The 19809-nt window shown below is 71.2% G+C and carries 18 protein-coding genes; 2 read left to right on the forward strand and 16 right to left on the reverse strand.

Going from position 1 to position 19809, the window contains the following annotated elements; translation table 11 throughout:
- Positions 1-80: 80 nt before the first annotated feature.
- Genes AC3WLB_RS00780 through AC3WLB_RS00790 form a run of 3 tightly spaced genes read right to left on the reverse strand, consistent with a single transcriptional unit; the run spans position 81 to position 2758 of the window.
- Positions 81-788, reverse strand: a complete 708-nt coding sequence (locus tag AC3WLB_RS00780) for a Pr6Pr family membrane protein (RefSeq protein WP_492502469.1) — start codon at positions 786-788, stop codon at positions 81-83.
- 57 nt (positions 789-845) lie between these two features.
- A complete protein-coding gene (locus AC3WLB_RS00785) occupies positions 846-2147 on the reverse strand; it encodes an MFS transporter (RefSeq protein ID WP_492502470.1) in 1302 nt (433 codons plus the stop codon).
- Positions 2144-2758, reverse strand: coding sequence for a helix-turn-helix domain-containing protein (locus tag AC3WLB_RS00790; RefSeq protein ID WP_492502471.1), 615 nt, complete (start codon positions 2756-2758; stop codon positions 2144-2146). The genes AC3WLB_RS00785 and AC3WLB_RS00790 overlap by 4 nt, the downstream gene beginning before the upstream one ends.
- 111 nt (positions 2759-2869) lie before the next feature.
- Here AC3WLB_RS00790 and AC3WLB_RS00795 point away from each other — a divergent pair, with 111 nt between their 5' ends.
- Positions 2870-4648 carry a DEAD/DEAH box helicase gene (locus AC3WLB_RS00795; protein WP_492502472.1) on the forward strand — a complete coding sequence of 593 codons (1779 nt, stop codon included), beginning with the start codon at positions 2870-2872 and terminating at the stop codon, positions 4646-4648.
- Positions 4649-4738: 90 nt separating this feature from the next.
- Here AC3WLB_RS00795 and AC3WLB_RS00800 read toward each other — a convergent pair whose 3' ends face one another.
- From AC3WLB_RS00800 to AC3WLB_RS00825, 6 genes are read right to left on the reverse strand one after another with little or no spacing between them, the layout of a single operon-like run.
- Positions 4739-5449: a nucleoside/nucleotide kinase family protein gene (locus AC3WLB_RS00800; RefSeq protein ID WP_492502473.1), complete on the reverse strand. Its 711-nt coding sequence runs from the start codon at positions 5447-5449 to the stop codon at positions 4739-4741.
- Positions 5439-6305 carry a sugar phosphate isomerase/epimerase family protein gene (locus AC3WLB_RS00805; protein WP_492502474.1) on the reverse strand — a complete coding sequence of 289 codons (867 nt, stop codon included), beginning with the start codon at positions 6303-6305 and terminating at the stop codon, positions 5439-5441. Before AC3WLB_RS00805 ends, AC3WLB_RS00800 begins: the two co-directional genes overlap by 11 nt.
- A gap of 1 nt (position 6306) precedes the next feature.
- Positions 6307-7263, reverse strand: coding sequence for a sugar phosphate isomerase/epimerase family protein (locus AC3WLB_RS00810; RefSeq protein ID WP_492502475.1), 957 nt, complete (start codon positions 7261-7263; stop codon positions 6307-6309).
- A gap of 1 nt (position 7264) precedes the next feature.
- Positions 7265-8068 (reverse strand): ATP-binding cassette domain-containing protein, encoded by an 804-nt coding sequence (locus AC3WLB_RS00815; protein WP_492502476.1) that lies wholly within the window; start codon positions 8066-8068, stop codon positions 7265-7267.
- On the reverse strand, positions 8065-9045 hold the full coding sequence (locus AC3WLB_RS00820; RefSeq protein WP_022897628.1) for an ABC transporter permease: 981 nt from the start codon (positions 9043-9045) through the stop codon (positions 8065-8067). Before AC3WLB_RS00820 ends, AC3WLB_RS00815 begins: the two co-directional genes overlap by 4 nt.
- Entirely contained in the window at positions 9045-10094 is a 1050-nt protein-coding gene (locus AC3WLB_RS00825) for a substrate-binding domain-containing protein (protein WP_492502477.1), read from the reverse strand. The genes AC3WLB_RS00820 and AC3WLB_RS00825 overlap by 1 nt, the downstream gene beginning before the upstream one ends.
- A 159-nt stretch (positions 10095-10253) precedes the next feature.
- Here AC3WLB_RS00825 and AC3WLB_RS00830 point away from each other — a divergent pair, with 159 nt between their 5' ends.
- Entirely contained in the window at positions 10254-11447 is a 1194-nt protein-coding gene (locus AC3WLB_RS00830) for an ROK family transcriptional regulator (protein WP_148287668.1), read from the forward strand.
- Here the strand turns inward: AC3WLB_RS00830 and AC3WLB_RS00835 are convergent.
- The 7 genes from AC3WLB_RS00835 to AC3WLB_RS00865 are packed head-to-tail and all read right to left on the reverse strand — an operon-like array spanning position 11415 to position 19772.
- Positions 11415-12563, reverse strand: coding sequence for an acyl-CoA dehydrogenase family protein (locus AC3WLB_RS00835; protein ID WP_492502478.1), 1149 nt, complete (start codon positions 12561-12563; stop codon positions 11415-11417). The genes AC3WLB_RS00830 and AC3WLB_RS00835 overlap by 33 nt on opposite strands.
- 23 nt (positions 12564-12586) lie before the next feature.
- Positions 12587-13327 carry a GntR family transcriptional regulator gene (locus AC3WLB_RS00840; protein WP_022897632.1) on the reverse strand — a complete coding sequence of 247 codons (741 nt, stop codon included), beginning with the start codon at positions 13325-13327 and terminating at the stop codon, positions 12587-12589.
- Positions 13324-14244 carry an ABC transporter permease gene (locus AC3WLB_RS00845; RefSeq protein ID WP_492502479.1) on the reverse strand — a complete coding sequence of 307 codons (921 nt, stop codon included), beginning with the start codon at positions 14242-14244 and terminating at the stop codon, positions 13324-13326. Before AC3WLB_RS00845 ends, AC3WLB_RS00840 begins: the two co-directional genes overlap by 4 nt.
- On the reverse strand, positions 14241-15416 hold the full coding sequence (locus AC3WLB_RS00850) for an ABC transporter permease (protein ID WP_492502480.1): 1176 nt from the start codon (positions 15414-15416) through the stop codon (positions 14241-14243). The genes AC3WLB_RS00845 and AC3WLB_RS00850 overlap by 4 nt, the downstream gene beginning before the upstream one ends.
- Positions 15413-17221, reverse strand: a complete 1809-nt coding sequence (locus AC3WLB_RS00855; RefSeq protein ID WP_492502481.1) for an adenine deaminase C-terminal domain-containing protein — start codon at positions 17219-17221, stop codon at positions 15413-15415. The genes AC3WLB_RS00850 and AC3WLB_RS00855 overlap by 4 nt, the downstream gene beginning before the upstream one ends.
- Complete coding sequence (locus tag AC3WLB_RS00860) at positions 17218-18747, reverse strand: ABC transporter ATP-binding protein (protein ID WP_492502482.1); 1530 nt, start codon at positions 18745-18747, stop codon at positions 17218-17220. Before AC3WLB_RS00860 ends, AC3WLB_RS00855 begins: the two co-directional genes overlap by 4 nt.
- Positions 18747-19772: a BMP family lipoprotein gene (locus AC3WLB_RS00865; protein WP_492502483.1), complete on the reverse strand. Its 1026-nt coding sequence runs from the start codon at positions 19770-19772 to the stop codon at positions 18747-18749. Before AC3WLB_RS00865 ends, AC3WLB_RS00860 begins: the two co-directional genes overlap by 1 nt.
- Positions 19773-19809 lie beyond the last annotated feature (37 nt).

Raw genomic sequence — 19809 nt, forward strand, 5'->3', positions numbered from 1 at the left:
GGGCGCGGACGCCGGGTGAATGACCGGTTACGGGTTCGTAAAATCCGCGCTCCTGGCCCGCGGGCGCGGAGCCGGCCCGGTCAGCGGCGGGAGCGGCGGGGGCCGTCGTGCACGAGGGCGGGGAGGCGCCGGTCGAGAAGGGTCAGGACGACCGCGATCACCACCCCGATCAGCAGGATGACGAGGCAGTTGCGCACCGAGTCGGCGAAGCCGATCAGGGACACGTCGAGGAACGGGTAGGGGTACCAGTTCATGATCGCGCCCACGACGAAGGTGAACACGAGCCACGCGATCGGCCAGATGAAGCCGAACAGCGTGGTCGTCCAGGGCATCCGCGGGCGCGGACCGAAGATGAACCAGCCGATCAGCGTCGCCCACGGCGAGATGTAGTGGAAGCCGATGGTGGCCGCGAGCGCCCAGCCGGTGGGGTGCACGAGCGCCGCCAGGATGCCCTCGTAGACGAGCCCGGTGATGATGATGCCGAGCAGCGCGTCGAACCGGAGCACGCGCCAGACCGCGCCGTTGCGCCACACGTTGAGGGCGAGGGCGATGGAGGTGCCGAGCACGAACAGGTTGCTCTGGATGGTGAAGTAGCTGAACAGGTGGAAGAACCGTGTGCCGAGGCTCTGCCCCACCGTGGTCTGGAAGGCGTTGACGTCTTGGCCGCCGGTGAAGATGAGCACGATCTGGATGATGAGCGCCACGCCCACCACCACCGCGATGCCGCCGAACCAGATGCGGGCGGCGAGGATGCGCCCCGTCGTCGGCCTCGAAACCAGCTCGTCCATACCCCGGAACTCCCCCCCCGTGCGGCCCCTCCGCCCGCACCATGCTAGCGGGCCCGGTCACGGGCGGGTGGCTCGTTCCTGGCGGAGCGCCGGGAGGTAGAGCACCGCCCCGATGACGCTGAACGACCCCGCCACGACGAAGGCCGCCGCCGTGCCCGCGAGGTCGGCGAGCGGGGCGAGCAGCAGCAGTCCCACGCTGTAGGCGCCGCCCGCGACCATGGAGTTCATCGAGAGCACGACCGCCCGGTTCGCGCTCGTCGCCTGACGGTGCAGCAGGGTGCTGTGCATCGGGCCCGCCGCACCGTGCGTGAGGTACGCCAGCCAGTACCCGGCCACAAGGCCCACCACCCCGAGCGCCAGCCCCATGCCCACCACGAACAGGCCGTTCAGGATGCGCGCGACGATCGCCGTCCAGGCCACCCCGAGAACGCGGCTCCCCAACCCCGCGACCAGCGACCCGAGGGCGAACAGGCCCCAGGCGGCCGCGGAGACCGGGCCGAACAGCGCACCCGCGGCGTCTTCGCTGCCGAGGAAACCGGCCAGGCGCACTGGTGTGAAGGTCTCGAACGCGATCATCGCGACGCTCCAGAACACCTCGACGAGCACCACCGCGCGCAGCACGCCGTTGCGGCGGAGGAGGCCGAGGCCCGCCACGATGGTACGCGGGGCCTCGCGGGCCGCCGCGAGGGCGGGGCCGAGCCGCCGGGTGCGGAGGCGCGTGGTGCCGCGTCGCCCGCGAGAGGGCAGTCCGGCACCGTGCCGCGCGGGCTCGCGGACGAGTGCCGCCACGAGCACCGTGTGCAGTGTGTACAGCACGGCGGCGACGGCGAACGGCACCGCGAGCGCCGCCCCCGCGCCGAGCGGATGCCACGCGACGAGCCCGCCGCCGATCAGCGCTCCCACGGCGATCGCCACCCCGAGCACGGTGGCTGCCCTGCTCAGACCGCGTTCGATCGGTGCGCCGGGGTCGTCCGCCTGCGCGGCGTCGACGTACCAGGCCTCCAGCGGGCCCGAGTCGAGCGCCCGGAACACGCCCTGTGCCACCAGCGCGACCGCGAACATCCAGAACCCCGTCGACAGCACGAAGAGGGTGGTCGATCCCACCGCGATGACCCCGGAGGCGACGAGCAGGGGGCGCCGGCCCAGCGCATCCGCGAGTCCGCCGGTCGGCAGTTCGAGCAGGAGCACGACGAAGCCCTGGATCGCCAGGAGTGTCCCGACCTCGGCGAGCGAGAGTCCGCGTTCGAGCGGCAGCAGCACGGTGAGGCCGAACACGAGACCCACCGGCAGCCACCGGGTGGCGGTGAGCAGCACGAGCCGGCGCTCCGCCGCTCGGGCACTGACCGCGGCACCGCTCACTGCGCCCCCGAATCCCCCGGCGGACGCAGCTCGACCGGGCTCGACTGGATGGAGACGTGGATGCGCCGCGCCCCCGCGCCCCCCGCACCCTTCGTGCGGTACCGCGCCAGCACCGCGCCGAGGTCGGCCTGCAGGGCCGCCGCCTGCTCCGCCGTCACCTCGACGAAGGCGTCGTTCAGGCCGAGCACGTCGACCCATTCGCGGGGCCAGCTCTCGGCCGCATCGAGCCAGCGCTCGGCGCGGTGCGCGAACTGCCGCACGTAGTCGCGCTGCAGCCAGTCGAGGGCGGTGCGTGCATCCTCGTCGCCGGCGAAGTCGGAGTTGACCCAGGAGTGGTAGTCGGTCGACGCCCGCCACACCCGGCGCTTCCCCTCCCCCGAGCCGGTGTCGCTGACGAGGCCGACCGACTCGAGCGCCCGGAGGTGGTAGCTGGTCGCCCCCGTGTTCGTGTCGAGAGCGGCCGCGAGTTCGGTGGCCGTCGCCGGCCCCGCCAGCCGGAGCCGGCCGAGGATGCGCGACCGCAGCGGATGCGCCAGCACCCGCACGGCCCGCGCGTCGAGGTGCATCCCCCGGTAGTCGCTTTGCGCAGCTCCGTCGTCACTCGTCGTCATGACTCGATCATTGCATGCACAGAAAGTATGCACAACTATTGTGCAAAGCAATCGCGCCCGCGCAGCCCGCTTCTCAGGCACGCCGACGGGCGCAGGGGCTACCGTTGACGCATGCCCTCCACCAGCACCACCCCGCCTGCCGACGCCGACACCGCCCGCGAAGAACTGACGTTCACCGATCTCGGCCTCGGCGACGCGGTTCTCAAGGCGCTGAAAGACGTCGGCTACGAGACCCCCTCGGCCATCCAGGCCGCCACGATCCCACCGCTCCTGGCCGGCCGGGACGTGCTCGGCACCGCCCAGACCGGCACCGGCAAGACCGCCGCCTTCGCGCTCCCGATCCTCGACCGCCTCGACCTCGCCCAGAAGACCCCGCAGGCGCTCGTGCTCGCCCCCACCCGCGAGCTCGCCCTGCAGGTCTGCGAGGCGTTCGAGAAGTACGCGGCGCACCTGCGCGGCGTGCACGTGCTCCCCGTCTACGGCGGGCAGGGGTACGGCGTGCAGCTCTCGGCGCTCCGCCGTGGCGTTCACATCGTGGTGGGCACCCCGGGCCGCATCATGGACCACCTCGACAAGGGCACCCTCGACCTCTCCGAGCTGAAGTACCTGGTTCTCGACGAGGCCGACGAGATGCTCAAGATGGGCTTCGCCGAAGACGTCGAGACCATTCTCGCCGACACCCCCGACGACAAGCAGGTGGCGCTGTTCTCGGCCACGATGCCGGCGCAGATCCGCCGCATCTCACAGAAGTACCTGCACGACCCGGACGAGATCACGGTCAAGGCGACGACCACCACCTCGGCCAACATCACCCAGCGCTACCTCGTCGTGTCGTACCCGCAGAAGGTCGACGCGCTCACCCGCATCCTCGAGGTCGAGAACTTCGAGGGCATGATCGTGTTCACCCGCACGAAGAACGAGACCGAGACGCTCGCCGAGAAGCTTCGGGCCCGCGGCTACGCGGCCGCCGCGATCAACGGCGACGTGGCTCAGCTGCAGCGCGAGCGCACGGTGAACCAGCTGAAGTCGGGCAAGCTCGACATCCTGGTGGCGACGGATGTCGCGGCGCGCGGCCTCGACGTCGACCGCATCAGCCACGTGGTGAACTACGACCTGCCGATCGACACGGAGTCGTACGTGCACCGCATCGGGCGCACCGGCCGCGCCGGGCGCACCGGTGACGCCATCAGTTTCGTCACCCCGCGCGAGCGCCGCATGCTCACCTCGATCGAGAAGGCCACCCGCCAGCCGCTCACCCAGATGCAGTTGCCGAGCGTCGACGACGTGAACTCCACCCGGCTCACCCGCTTCGACGACTCCATCACGGCCGCGCTGGCCGAGACCGAGCGCATCGAGCGCTTCCGCGACATCATCGCCCACTACGTCTCGCACCACGACGTGCCCGAGGCCGACGTCGCGGCAGCCCTGGCCGTGGTGGCGCAGGGCGACACGCCGCTGCTGCTCGACCCCGAGGCGGAGCGGGCGCAGCGCTTCGACCGCTTCGAGCCGCGTCAGTCCGATGGGGGCGACCGCGGCGAGCGGATGCGCGGCGACCGCAGCTCGCGCCCCGACCGCGACCGGCCCGACCGGCCCGACCGCGGCAATCGCGATTCCGGCCCCAAGACCACGTACCGCATCGCCGTCGGCAAGCGGCAGCGGGTCGAGCCGCGTCAGATCGTGGGCGCACTGGCCAACGAGGGCGGTCTCAACCGCGGCGACTTCGGGGCCATCCAGATCCGCCCGGACTTCTCGCTCGTCGAGCTGCCCGCGAACCTCTCGCCCGACACCCTCCGCCGTCTCGAGAACACCCGTATCAGCGGTGTGCTCATCGACATCCGCCCCGACCGCGGCAACCGTTCCGCCAAGCGCCCCGACCGCCCCCGCTACTGAACTCCTCGCGACCGACCTCCTCGCGACCCGTCACTTTTGGCCCTAAAGCCGTGCGGGAAGGGCCAAAATTGACGGGTCGCGAGGAGGGGGTCAGGTGCCCGCGACGACCAGGTCGGCCCGCGGGAGGGTGCTCTCGATGAGCAGGGCGTTGCGGCCGTCGACGGAGCGCGCCCAGTCGAGCGCCGCCTCGGGCGAGCGACCGCCGAGCTCGTGGCGCGCAACGAGGCGACGCTCCCGCTCCGCCTCGCTCGTCTCGCAGAACCAGGCCTCGGCGAGCAGCCCCTTCACGCCCGCCCACGGCCCCTCGTCGACGAGCAGGTAGTTGCCCTCCACCACGACGAGCTGCGTCGAGGGCTCCACCGCGATCTCACCCGCGATCGGCTCCTCCACCCGCCGGTCGAAGCTCGGCGCATAGACGGTGTGGTCGCGCTCGGCGAGCAGCCGCTGCAGCAGTGCCACGAAGCCCCAGCCGTCGAAGGTGTCGATGGCGCCCTTGCGGTCGAGACGGCCGAGCCGGCGCAGGGTCGACTCCGCGAGATGGTAGCCGTCCATCGGCAGGTGCGCCGCGAACGGTGCACCGAGGCCACCGGATGCGGTACTCAGCTGGTTCACGCGCGTCGCGAGCGCGATCGCGAGCGTCGTCTTGCCGGCACCGGGGCTCCCCGCGATGCCGAGGATCGCGCGCTCCCCCGGCCGCACGAGGCCGAGCGCCCGCTCGGCGAGTTCGTCGAGCTGCGGGAAGACGGGAGCGACAGCGGCCGCAGTGGCGGCGGACTCAGTTGCGGCGGACTCAGTGGGCACGGGTCCCCTCGATCATCGTGGTGAGGTAGTTCTTCGAGTGCGCGGCGAGCGCCGGTCCATCGTTCCAGAGGTTGCGCCAGATCGCCAGGTCGTTCGACAGGGTGGGCGACACGACGGCCGACGAGAACGACTCGAAGGTGATCGGGCCCGTGTAGGAGATGTCGGCCAGGGCGTGGAAGAACGAGGTGAAGTCGAGGTGGCCCGAACCGAGGTAGCCGCGGTGGTTCTCCCCGATGTGCACGTACCCCAGGCGGTCGCCCACGAGGTGCACGGGGCGCACGAAATCGTCCTCCTCGATGTTCATGTGGTAGCTGTCGAGGTGGATGAGCACGTTGTCGTGCCCGATGTCGTCGGCCAGGCGCAGCGCATCCGCCGCGGTGTTGATGACGTTCGTCTCGTAGCGGTTGCAGATCTCGAGGCCGAGCGTCATGTCGAGTGCTTCTGCCTCGACGGCGAGGTCTTTGAGGGTGGCCACCACGTTGGCGCGGCCCGCCGTGGTGAGCGCGTGCCCGTACTTGCCCAGCGCGCTGTAGAGGGCGCCGGTGAAGTGCGTGCCGCCGAGCTGGTGGGTGACCCCGAGCGAGTAGTGCAGCAGTTCGGCGCCTTTGGCCACGACCGCGGGGTCGTCGCTCGAGACGTCGGCGGCGAAGGCGAGGCCGCGCGAGCAGACGATGCCGAGCCCGGCGGCGTCGAGGGCCGCCCGCGCCGCGGGCACGTCGAGGTTCGCCGCGTCGTGCAGCGAGAGCTCGAGCAGGTCGAAGCCGGCCTTCTTGGTCTCGCCGATGATGTATTCCATATCGCTGGGCGTGGTGCCCCCCGAGAAGACGAGCGCGTGCACTCCGAGTTGGTTGGTCATGTCACATTCCTTCGGTGGTTGAGGTGAGCAGAGCGGATGCCGCGACCTGCTCGCGCAGGAAGCCGACCGCCGAGTGGGTGAGGGCGACCGGGTCGCTCCAGAGTTCGCGCCACGCCCCGATCTCGTCACGGGTGGCCGCGGAGACCACGGCCGGCGAGAACGACTCCACGGTCAGCGGTCCGCGGTAGCCGGCCGCCGCGAGCGCTCCGAACAGGCCGCTCCAGTCGAGCGATCCGGTTCCGAGCGCACCGCGGTGGCTCTCGGAGAGGTGCAGGTAGCCGAGTGCGGCTCCGGCGTCGTGCACGGCCGCCGCGAGCGAGGTCTCCTCGGAGTTCGCGTGGTAGGTGTCGATGTGCAGCAGCGCGTTGTCGACGCCGCGTGCACCGAGTTCGTCGAGGAAGTCGACCGTCTGGGCGGCGGTGTTGAGCAGGTTGCTCTCGTAGCGGTTGACGTACTCGAGCCCGAGCCGCACGTCGGCCTCGCGGGCCACGGCGGCGACCCGGGTCAGCACGTCGAGGGAGTTCGCGCGGGTGGCAGCGGTGGCCGGATGCGCGTACTTCGTCATGGCCGAATAGGTCACGCCGCCGACGTACCCGGCTCCGATCGCGGCGGCGAACTCGACCGCGTCGAGCAGCCGTCGCTCGCCGCGGGCCGAGGTGGCGGCATCCGTGGTGTTGATGTCGGAGGACGGATCGAGGGCCAGCGACACCACGGCATCGAGCCCGGTGTCCTCGAGCAGGCCCGTCGTGAGGGCCGGAGTGGCCGACCCGGCCGCGGGCGACGCATACGGAACCGGGATCTCGATCAGGTCGAAGCCGGCCGCGGCACTTCCCTCGACGGCGGCACGGGCCGCCCCCGGCGTCCAGCCGGACACCCAGAGCCCCGCGTGCACGCCGAGCGGCACGGCCTTGCCGGCCGCCGCCCGCCGGAACGGGATGCGGCGGTCGAACCCCGCCATCTCAGGCGGCCTTCGCGCCGGTGATCAACGCCACGAGCTCGTCGCCGTCGGTCTCGGCGGTACGACGTTCGGCCACGGCCATGCCGGCGCGCATCACCCACACGTGGTCGGAGAGCCGCATCACCTGGTCGAAGTTGTGGCTGATGAGGAGCACGGCCACGCCCGCCTCGCGGAGGGAGGTGATGACGCCTTCGACACGGGCGGTCTCCTGCACGCCGAGCGCAGCGGTGGGCTCGTCCATGATGACGATCTTCGAGCCCCAGCCGGCGGCGCGGGCGATCGCGACCGCCTGACGCTGGCCGCCGGAGAGGCGGCGCACCTTGCTGGTGACCGGCGGGACGTTCACGGCGAGGTCTTTCAGCAGGTCGGCCGCGGTGGTGCGCATGAGCTTGCGGTCGAGCGTGCGGAACGGCCCGATGCCGTGGGTCTTCTCGCGGCCGAGGAAGAAGTTCTGCCACACCGTGAGGTCTTCGACGAGCGCCAGGTTCTGCTGCACCGTCTCGATGCCCTGCGCTTGTGCAGCCTTCGGGTTGTCGAAGGTGACGACCTTGCCGTCGAGGGTGATCTCGCCGGAGTCGGGCTTGTGGATGCCCGAGAGCGTGCGCACCATGGTGGACTTGCCGGCCCCGTTGTCGCCGATCAGCGCCGTGATCTCGCCGCGCCGCATGGTCATCGAGGCGCCCTTCAGAGCGTGCACGCCGCCGAACGACTTCTTGATGTCGGTGGCGGTGAGGATGAAGTCGCGGGCGGGCGTGGACCCCGTGAAGGGTGCGACGTCGGGCCGGGAGTTGTACTGGTCGGTCATTTCTTCTGGAACCTCGTGAGTAGGGCGGCCAGGACGACGACGAGTCCGACAGCGAGCGGCTGGTAGAACTGCGAGACACCGAGGAGCGTGAGCCCGTTGGTGAGCGCCGTGAGCAGGAGGGCGCCGATCACCGGGCCGACGATCTTCGCCTTGCCGCCGGTGAGGCTCACCCCGCCGAGCACCACGGCGGCGATCGAGTTCAGCAGGTACTGCGTGTTGATGGCGGGTTCGGCCGCGCCGACGCGGGCCACCAGGAGCAGCGCCGCGAGGCCCGCGAGCCCGGCGGCGATCAAGTAGACCGCCATCCGGATCTTCGTGGCGCTGACGCCGTTGGCCACGGCGCTCTCCTCGCTGCCGCCGACGGCCTGCACGTGCAGGCCGAAGCGGGTGCGGAACATGAAGAACCACGCCAGCACCGCCACGACCGCCGCGAGGATGATCGGGTACCCGAAGATACCGATCGAACCCGAGGTGAGGGTGAGCAGTTCGGGGCTGGTGACGGTGATCGGCTTGCCGTTCGAGACGATGAGCGCGAGGCCGGTCGCGACCGACAGCGTCCCCAGGGTCGCGATGAAGTCGGTCACCTTCCCCTTCGCGATCAGCAGGCCGTTGATGAGCCCGATGACCATCGCCGCCACCACCGCGACGAGTGCCGACACCCAGAAGCCGAGGCCGTTGGAGAACGCCAGGCCGAAGCCGATCGCGCCGAGGGTCATCGTGGCCGAGATCGACAGGTCGATGCCGCCCGTGGTGATCACGAAGGCCTGGCCGATGGCGAGGATCACGAGGATCGCGGCCGCCACCAGCATGGCCTTGATGTTGCCGAGGGTGAGGAAGGTCGGGCTCAGGATCGAGAACACGATCACCAGGGCGACGAGCCCGATCGGTGCCGCGTTCTCGGCCCAGAAGCTCAGTTGCCGCGTCTGGGCGCCGATGCTCTGCAGCACACCCGGGCGGGTCTCGGTGGTCGCGGTCATCACTTCGACGGCAGGAGGTCGGTCAGCGGGTTCTCGAACTCCTCGAAGGGCTGCGGGAAGGAGGCGAGGGCCTTGTCGGCTTCGGCGGAGGTGACGAGCGCCGTGGGCGACTCGATGTTCTTCGGCAGGTCGCCGCCCGAGGTCGCGACCTCGCAGGCCTGCACGCCGAGCGAACCGACGGCGAAGGGGTACTGGGCGACGGTGGCGGTGAGGCCGCCCGACTTGATCGACTCGAGCGCATCCTGGTTGCCGTCGACGCTCACGACCGTGATGCTGCCGGTGAGCCCGGCGTTCTCGACGGCTTTCACGATGCCGAGTCCCATGTCGTCGTTCGCCGCGAAGAAGGCCTTGACGTTCGGGTTGGCGGCGATGATGTCGGTCGCGGTGGTCAGGGCGACCTCGCGCTTCCAGTCGGCTGCCGACTCCTGGATGACGTCGAGGTCGCTGCCGATCGCCGCCTTGAAGCCGTCGATGCGAGCCGCGCTCGTGACGTCGCCGGCGATGCCGCCGATGATCGCCACCTCGGAGCCGGCCGCGACGTTCTCCTTCACGAAGTCGCCGGCCTTGCCGCCCGCGGCCTCGTTGTCGGTGCCGATGTAGGTGGCGACGTCGATGTTGGCGGCCTTCGCGGCATCCGCGTCGATCGGCTGGTCGATGTTGATGATCGGCTTGCCGGCCGACGAGATCTGGCTGAGCGACTGCACGAGGTTGGAGCCGGTGATGGGGTTCACGATGAAGCAGCCGAAGTCCTGGCCCGCCAGCGTGGTGAGCTTGTCGGCCTGGCCGGTGGTGTCGCCGATGTCGGCGGCGGCCTGCACGGTCACGTCGACCCCGTCGGTCTTCGCGGTGTCGTTGATGCCGTCCTCCATGTACTGGAAGAACGGGTTGTCGAGGCCCTTGATGACGGCAGCGACCTTGCTCGAGGACGAGCCGTCACCGGAGGCGTCGCCCGAACCGCCACCGGAGCACGCGGTCAGGGCGACCGCGGCGATGCCGAGCGGGAGGGCGATGCGAGCCGTGCGCATCCATGTTGCGTCTTTGCTGAACATTGTGATCCTTGCGAGTCGGGGCACCACCACGTGCCGTCGTGAGCAAACTACGCGACCTTTTGATTTATCGCAACTCAAAAGTGTGTACTCTTTATGTGGCGCCTAATTCCACGGGTGTCGAACCACGACAGCGACGGAGCTCTGCGTAAAGTGAAGGATGTGCGAACCCACGTCGGCGAGGTCCTGGCGCTGTTCCGCGAGCACGGGGAGCTCAGCCGCATCGACGTGATCGAGATCTCGGGGTTGTCCCGCTCGACCGTTAACCAGCGCCTGAACGCGCTCTTCGCGGCGGGACTGATCCGTGAGGTGGGCGGTGGCGAGTCGACGGGCGGCCGGCCCTCGAGTCGTTTCGCGCTCAACCGCACCCGCGCCTACCTCGCCACCGTCGACGTGGGCGCCACGGGGTTCGTCGCAGCGATCTGCGACCTCACGGGCACCCCGCTGCGCCATCGCAGCGTGTCGGTGGATGTGTGGGAAGGGCCGGACCGGGTGCTCTCCGAGGTCGACGCCGCGTTCGACGCCCTGCTGGCGAACGGCGACGAGATCTGGGGCATCGGCATCGGCGTGCCGGGGCCCGTGGAGTTCGCCGCCGGCCGCGTGGTGAATCCGCCCATCATGACCGGCTGGGACGGCTTCGACATCGCGGGCTGGTTCTCGCGCTACGGAGTCCCCGTGATCGTCGAGAACGACGCCAATTCCCGTGCCGTGGCCGAAGCCCGCCCGAATCACCACGACAACCTCATCAGCCTGAAGATCGGCACCGGCATCGGCTCGGGGCTCGTCTTCAACGGCCAGATCATCCGCGGCAGCGAGGGGGCGGCGGGCGACATCGGGCACACCCGCGCCGCGGTCGCCTCGGACGGGCCCGGGCAGCCCTGCCGCTGCGGGAACGTCGGCTGCGTGGAGGCCTACGCGGGCGGCTGGGCGATCGTGCGCGACCTCGCCGCGGCGGGTATCGAGGTCGACGACGTGGCCGGCGTGGTGGCGCTGGTGAAGCAAGGCAACCTCGAGGCGGTGCGGCTCGTGCGTCAGGCCGGGCGGACGCTGGGCGACGCCGTGGCGGCGCTCGTGAGCATCCTGAACCCGGAGACGATCGTGGTGTCCGGCCAGCTCGCCGACTGCGACGAGGTGCTGCTCTCGGGGGTGCGCGAGCGGGTCTACCAGCAGTCGCTGCCGTTGGCCACGCGCAACCTGCGCATCAGGGTCTCCGAGCTGCGCGACCTCGCCGGGGTGACCGGGCTCGCCCTGATCACGGCCGATCAGCTGTTCGAGGCCGAGTCGATCGAGGGCATCCTCGAATCGCTCGGCGTCGACCAGGGGTCACGCGCGGTCGCCATCGCCGCCCGGGACTGACGGCTCCAGCACCCAGCCGCCCACGATCTCCTGACTGAACGGCACCGAGTACGCCATCAGCGCCCCGGCCTGGGCGTCACGGAAGATGCGCTGGATCGGCGACCGCGCGAGATACGCCCCGCCGCCGCCCACCTTGAGGGCGAGCGCCGCCGCCTTCTTGGCGACCTCGTTGGCGAGCATCTTCGCCTCGGTGGCCGCGGCCATCGCCTGCGGGTCCCGCCGATCGGCCAGCCACGCCGTCTGCTCGGCGACGAGCCGCGCGGCACGCAGCTCGGCCCACACCATCGCGGTCTCCGACTTCACCCACGAGGCGTCGGCCAGCCGCTCGGCCGCCGGCCCCTTCTTGGCGTTCGCCGACGCGACCAACGCATCGATGGCCGACTCGGCGATGCCGATCGAGAGCGAGGCGAAGCCCACGGTGATGAGGTTCGCGTAGTCGGCGGGCGGCGGACCGCACAGCCTTGACCGCTCGAGGATCGTGCCGTCGAAGAGGATGGTGCGGCTGCGGGTGGCGCGCATGCCCATGGTCTGGTCGATCGGCGGCAGCGACATCGTCGCGTCGCGGTCGACGCCGAAGAACGCCGGCGCACCGTCGACCCGCACGTTGAGCAGCAGGTGGTCGGCGGCCTCGACCCCTGAGACGAAGAGCTTGCGCCCGTTCAGCAGCCAGCCGCCGTCGACGGCCTCGACGTCCTGTTGCGAGGCGAGGAAGTGGTTGCCGCCCGCCGGCTCCGAGAGGGCGTTCGCGAACCGGTCGCCGGCCCGCAGACGCTCGGCGAAGTACGCCGCGGCGGGTGCAGGCGACATCGTGACGAGGCCGTGGGCGGCGCCGATGTGCATCAGCCAGACGGCGGCGACGGCCGGATGCGCGGTCGCGAACATCCGCACCACCGACGCCAGGGTGGCGTACGACAGCCCTTCTCCCCCGAACTCCACGGGCAGGAACGCCGTGTCGAGGCCGCTGGCGCCGATCGCCCGGAGGTGGCCGATGGGCAGCTCCCCCGACTCGTCGTCGGCGGCGACGGTCGCGGCCAGCTGCTCGGCGAGCCGGGCGGCGGTGTCGATCCAGCGGGACTCGTGGTCGGGGACGATGACGGGTGACGGTCGGGTGAGCATCGGGGCCTCTCTCGATCAGGGGATCAGAACTGGTAGCGGGCGGTGGAGAACACCTGGGGTGGCCGGAGGGTGCGCATCATCGAGTACGACACGGTCTTCGGGTCGTGCAGCTCGCGGGCGTGGAACAGCCGCCGGCCGCTCAACCCGATGCCCACGATGTCGAGCGTGAGCACCGGGGTGCCGGCCGGATGCTCGAACAGTGCGGCATCCGCCTCGCTCAGGATCTCGGCCGACGGGGTGGCGACCTCCCAGGCGATGGACTCGTTCCACACCTTGCCGATGGCCGAGTAGATGGAGTCGCCGAGATCGACGTCGGCGCGCGGGAAGGGCAGCGGCAGCGTGCCGAAGGAGAGCATGGCGACGGCGCCGTCCGCCCGCCAGCGCTTCACGATGCGCGCCGCGGGCCGCCCGGGTTCGGTCATCAGCAGGCGCGCGATCTCCGCCGGCATCAGGGTGTCGGCGATCTCGAGCACCTCTACGCTGCTCTCGTAGCCGAGCTGGCGCAGCAGCACGCTGTACTCGAGCTGGTCCTCGAACCGCACGCTCATGCGGGTGGCCACCGGATCGACCTCGGTGGCGGCACCCTGCCGGCGCAGCACCATGCCCTGCTGCTCTAGCGAGGCGAGCACGTCGCGCACCTGCTTGCGGGTGCTGCCGAGCCGCTCGGCCATCTCCACCTCGCCCGGCAGGGTCGATCCGGCCGCCGCCGCGTCGCGCACGAAGCGCAGCACCCCGGCGAGCACGCGCTGATTCTCACTGGTCACGTCGTCCTCGCATTCGGGTCACGATACAGCCGCCGCAGCTGCCGCCTGGAGGTGATGACGAGCACCACGAGGGTCACGAAGTAGGGCGCGGCCTGGTAGACCTCGCTCGGCAGGGTGAAGGCGGTGGACTGCGACAGCAGGGCGAAGCTCTGCAGGAACGCGAACAACAGGGCGCCGAGGGCGATGCCGATCGGGCGGCTGCGGCCCATGATCACCACCGCGAGCACGATGTAACCGCGGCCGGCGGTGATGTCGGGGGTGAACGACCCGATCGTGCCCACCGTGATGACGGCACCGCCGAGGCCGGCCAGTGCCCCGCCGATGAGCAGAGCGGATGCGCCGGTCTTCTGCACACGCACGCCCCGCAGAGCGGCCGACGCCGGGTCGGTTCCCACGGCCTGCACGGCCAGGCCGAAGCGGGTGTAGCGCGAGACCGCCCAGGCGACCACGAGCAGCACCACCGCGAGGTAGACGAGCGCGCTCTGCCCGAACAGGATCGGGCCGACGACCGGGATGTCGGCGAGCGGCCCGAGCCCCGAGCGCGGCACCGTCTGCACCGTCACGTTCGTCTGACCGCTCGGGATCCAGAGCTGGTAGAGGTAGGTGCTGAGCCCGAGGCCGAGCATGGTCACGGCGAGCCCGACCACGATCTCGTTGGCGTGCAGGCGGTAGATGACGAGGTTCATCCCGACGGCCAGCACGAGACCCACGAGCATCCCGGCGGCGAGGCCCACGACCGGGCCGCCGATGCTGCCGGCCCAGACTCCCACGAACGCGCCCATGATCATCATCCCCTCGATGCCGAGGTTGATGCGGCCCGCGCGTTCCACGAAGCCCTCGCCGATGCCGGCGAAGACGAGGGGGGCAGCGAGGGCGAGGGCGCCGGCGAGGATGGCGACCCAGAGTTCGACGCTCACGGGCGGTCTCCTTCGTGCTCGGCCTCGACGAGGGTGCCGACGGTCGCTTCGGGTTCGGCTCCGGCGCCCGGGGGTTCGGCGGCGGGGTCGGCCGTCGCGTCGACCGCACTGCGGCCGCCCACCGGGGCGATCACCGCCGCGGGCTTCCGCTGGTAGGCGGCGATGCAGGCGACGCCGACGAGCAGCACGCCCTTGATGACCTCGGCGATCGACGCCGGCACGGTTCCGGTGGCGGACTGCATGCCGACGGCGCCGGCGGTCAGCGCCGAGAAGAACAAGGCCGAGAGCACGATGCCGATGGGCGCGAGGCCACCCAGCAGGGCGACCGCGATGCCCGAGAAGCCGACGCCGCCCGACACGGAGTTGAGCAGGCGGTCGTTCACACCGGCGACCTGGATCCAGCCGACCACCCCCGCGCCGAGGCCGGAGACGAGCATGGTCGAGTAGATGGTGCGCGACCGGGTGGCGCCGAGCCGCAGGGCGAGCTTGGGGCGGCTGGCGAACACGGTGAGCCGGGTGCTCGCCGCCGAGCGGCGCCAGAGGAAGAACACCACGGCCACGACCAGCACGAGGAGCACGCCCCAGTGCGCCCGCGTTCCGGGCAGGAGCGGCGGGATCGCGGCGGCCTCGGGCAGCCGCGCGCTCTGCGGCGTCGCGGTGTCGTCGGGGCTCGCGAGCCACGTCCGCAACGTCCAGCCGAGGAAGCCGGCCGCGAGGTAGTTGAGCAGCAGCGTGCTGAGGATCTCGTTCACCCGCCAGCGCACGGCGAGAAAGGCCGGGATGAGGGCCATCACCGCTCCGCCGGCGGCTCCGCCCACGAGACCCGCGAGCCAGAGCAGCATGCCCGGGGCGCCGCCGCCCAGCACACGGTCGACCGCGAACACCGCCGCCGTCGCGCCGATGGCACCGACCACGATCTGGCCTTCGGCGCCCACCGAGAAGACGCCCGCGCGGAGGGCCGGGATGAGCGTGAGCGCCACGATGCCGATCGGCACGGCGCCCACGAGCACCTCGCCCACGCGGTACGGGGAGCTCGAGACACCCTGCACGAGGCCCTGGATGCCGACGACCGGGTCGGCGCCCGCGAACAGGATGAGCGCCCCGGCGACCGCGACGACGGCCAGCACGACCGCCGCCGTGAGCACCCAGCGCCGGCGGTCGATCGCGCTCACGAATGCTCCCCGTCGTGCCCGCAGCGGTCGGCGGGGCCGGGCAGCAGCAGGTCGACGAACGATTGGGTCGTCGCATCGATCAGCCCGAGCTCGGTGACGCCGAGGTCGGGCACGACGTAGAGGCCCACGAACGACAGGATGATGTACGGCGACGGGATCGTGCAGCCGAGGGAGTGCGTGGCCTCGTGACCGCGGCGCAGCGCATCCGCCGTCTCTTCGAAGGGCGCCGCGCTCATCATTCCGCCGACCGGCAACGGCACCCGGGCGAGCACCTCGCCGTCGGCGACCGTCACGAAGCCGCCCTGCATGGCCCGCAGCTCCTCGATGGCGTGCAGCATCGAGGCGTCGTCGGCGCCGACCACCGCGATGTTCATGTTCGGGCAGTTCATCGTGATGGCGACGGCGCCCCGGCGGAGCCCGAAGCCCTTCACGAAGCCCAGGCCGGTGAGCGCCTCGCCGTGGTGCCGGTCGACCACCGCGATCTTCAGCACGTCGTTCACGGTGTCGCCCTGCACCAGACCGCCGGAGACGGCGAGCTCGGCCTCGAACTCGTGCTTGAAGTAGCCCTTGTACATCTCCATCGCCCGCACCCGGGCGGTCGTGGCCGCCGGGTCGGGCGCGCGGACCTCGAACATCGCGGGGTCGAGGGTGTCGGGGAGACGGACGGTGTCGGTCATCCACTCGGGCAGCTCGTCGGTGTTCTCGAACAGGGCGACGCCGTCGCGGGCCACCACCCGGCCCTCGACGACGACCACCGAGGGCCACACCTCGGCGAGGTCGGGGATGATCTGCAGGTCGGCCAGCCGCGACGGGGCGAGGAGGCCGAGCACTTGGTCGAGCCGGTAGTAGGCCGCGGGCTGCGTGGTCGCCATCCGGTACGCCAGCTGCGGATCGACGCCGAAGCGGATGGCCTGGCGCACGTGGTGATCGATGTGCCCCTCGGTGCTGAGGTCGAGCGCGTGCTTGTCGTCGGCGCAGAAGCAGAGGCTGCGGAGTGCGGGCGCGACCTTCTCGAGGTCGGAGAAGATCGGCACGGTGTTGTCGGTGAGCGAGGCGCCCATCACCGTGATCATCGCGCCCAGGCGCACGCGCTCGAGCACCTCGTCGATGGTGGCGGAGTTGTGGTCGTCGCCGACGCCCGCCGCGAGGTAGCCCCAGAGCGACTCGGCGGTCTGGGCGGCGGTGTGCCCCGTGATGCGGCGGCCGGCGACGAGCGCCTCCCGGAACCGGCCGGTCGACACCTCGCCGTAGTCGAACGGGTTGCCCTCGCCGAGGTTCGTGGTCACGTCGTCCCACAGCCGTCCCCGCACGACCTCTTCGGGGATGACGGCGCCGCCGCGCTCGAGCACGGGCGACGCGGGCGTCGTCGGCGAGACCTGCTGGAAGATGTGCAGCGGCGTCGTGGTGGTGAGCAGCGCGTCCATCCCGCGCGCGCCCCACACGTTGGCGGCGCCGTTCGGGTCGGTGAGCACGGTTCCGGTGCCCCGCGCCACACTGAGGCGGCCAAGCTCACCGGGGGTGAGGTTGGTGTACTCGATGTGGAGGTGCGCGTCGATGAACGTCGGCACCACGTGACAGCCGGATGCGTCGAGCTCGTCGCCGGCGTCGGTCACGTGCCCCCACGGGGTGAGCGCCGCGATGTGCCGTCCGGCCACGAGGATGTCGCGCTCGAGCCACTCCTCGGTGCCCGGCGACTGCACCAGCCCGCCCCGCACGATCAGGTCGGGCCGCTCGCGGCCCACGGCGACCGCGCGCAGTCGGCCGAGCTCGGCGGCGGTCGGGTAGAGGTCGGTCTTCTCGGTCATGCCTGGCCGCCTTCCGGTTCGTCGGTGAGTCCCGCCATCGCGCGCCCGAGGCGGTCGGTCGTGGCCGCCGCCACGGGGAGGTCGGCGACGATGCGACCGCCGAACATCACGAGCACGCGGTCGGCGACGTCGAGCACCTCTTCGAGATCGTGCGATGCCACCACGACGGCGGCACCGCCGGCCGCGAGACCGGTCAAGCGTTCACGGATGGCGCGCGCGGCCCGGAGGTCGAGGCCCTGGGTGGGCCCGTAGGCGAGCACCACGCGCGGTGCGGAGGCATCCGCGAGCTCGCGCGCGGCGAGGAGTTTCTGCTGGTTGCCGCCCGACAGACCCGCCGCGGGCAGCTCGGGTCGCACCGGTCGCACGTCGAACGCGCGGAGCCGTTCCGCGACCTCGTCGCGCCCCGTGCGGGCGGCGCGCGGGCCGCCTCCGGCGGCGCCCACCGCGTTCCGGTAGACCGTGAGGTTCTCGGCGAGGCTCATGGTCGGCACCACGGCCTCGGTGCGTTCCTCCGGGATCCAGGCGAGCCCGGCCCGCTGGAAGGCGGCGGCCGAGGCGAGCTCCGCGCCGTCGAGCTCCACGCGCCCGGATTCGGGGCGCACGAAGCCGCCGAGCACGTCGAGCAGGAGGTTCTGGCCGCTGCCGGCCACCCCGGCGATGCCCACGATCTCGCCCGAGCGCACCGCGAACGAGACGTCGTCGAGCCGGGCATCCCGCGGCGCGGCCGCGGTGACGCCGGAGACCGCGAGCACCACGTCACCCGGCGTGCGCTCCACGCGGGCCACCGGCGGCGGGAGCTCCCCCACCATGAGTCGCGCGATCTCGGCCGGCTGGAGTCCGGCGGCGGTGCCGCTGTGCACGTTCTCGCCGTGGGAGAGCACCGTGATGTCGTCGGCGACCTGCCGCACCTCGTCGAGCCGGTGGGTGATGAGCACCACGGCGGTGCCGAGCGCGCACAGCGATCGCAGATGCTCGAACAAGCCGCCCACCTCGAGTGGGCCGAGGCTCGCCGTCGGCTCGTCGAGGATGAGCGTGTGCGCTCCCTCGGCGAGCGCGACCACGATCTCACCGAGCTGGCGGTGCGCCTGCGTGAGCGTGGCGGTGGGGGCGTCGAGGTCGACCTCCACGCGGGCGCGCTCGAGGGTCGCGGCGAGGAGGGCGCGCGCCTGCCGCCGCCGGGCGATGCGATTCCGGCCTACGAGCAGGAAGTTCTCGACCAGGCTGAGCTCGCCGACGAGGCTGAGCTGCTGGGGCACCATGTTGATGCCCGCCCGCTTCGCATCGGCCCGGTCGGCCGGGGCGAACGGGCGGCCGCCGATGGTCATCGTGCCGCTGGTCGGCCGCTCGATGCCGGCGAGCGCCTTGGCGAGCGTCGACTTGCCCGCCCCGTTCTCGCCGACCAGTGCGTGCACGGCACCGGGGCGCACCAGGATCGACACGTCGGTCAGGGCGCGCACCGGCCCGAAGCTCTTGGAGATGGACCGCGCCTGGAGGGCGCGATCCATCTCCTGGGGTGAGACGGTCATCAGCCGATCGTGACGGATCCGTCGGTGATGCCCGCGATGACGTCCTCGACCTTGCTGACGGCGTCGGCCGGAACCTTCCCGTCGACGTCGTTGATCGGCGCGTAGACGATTCCGCCGTTCTGGATCGTCGAGGTGACGCCCTTGCCGCCGAACTTCCCGTCGGCGACCTCTTCGACCCACGCCTTGACGATCGGGTACATGTCGAGGTCGACGGTCGAGACGTTGTTCGCCAGCGCAGCCTCGCCGGCGGCGGAGGAGACGCCCACGCTCAGCACGCCGGCCTCGGCCGCAGCCGACCCGACGCCGGTCGCGATGCCGTCACCGGTGGTGTAGACGAGCTTGGCGCCCTGGCCGACGAGCCCGGTGGTGGCTGCCGCGGCCGCCTGCGCGTCGTCGAAGCTGCCCGCGTAGACCACCGGCAGCAGCTCGGCGGACGGGTTGGCGGCGGTGACGCCCTGCTGGAAGAACGCGTCGGTCGCCTTCACGAAGTCGAGCTCCAGGCTCTCCACGCGACCGATCGGTGACACGCCGGTGGCACCCGCGATGTAGCCGGAGAGGTAGCCGACCTGCGGGGTGTCGTAGGTCCAGGTCTCGACGTTGTCGGTGAACTTGTCCAGGATGTCGGGGCCACCCGACGCGGTGAACTTCACGTCCGGGAACTGCTGCGCGACCGAGAACACCGCGTCGCCGAGTTCGATGCCGTGACCGATGATGAGGTCGTACCCCTGGCTGGCGAAGTCGGCGATCACCGGCTCGCTGGCGGCCGGGTCGGACATCTGGTCGCGCAGCTCGTAGTCGATGAGCCCTTCGTCCTTCAGCTTCGCGAGGGCGTCGGCGAGGGCCTGGTTGAAGGCTCCGTCGTTGGTGTTGCCGGGAGTCAGCGCGCCGACCTTGATGACCTTGGCGCTGCTGGTGGCGCTGTCGCTCGGCGTCGCCGAGCCGGAGGAGCTGCAGCCGGCCAGGGTCAGCGCGGCGGTGGTGGCGAGGGCGAGAGCGCCGAGGAGGGAGGCGGTTCTTCTTCTCATGGTGATCCTTTCGGGAGGGTGAGGCAGGAGTGGTGCT

This window comes from Herbiconiux sp. FW305-C-125, from assembly GCF_058783455.1.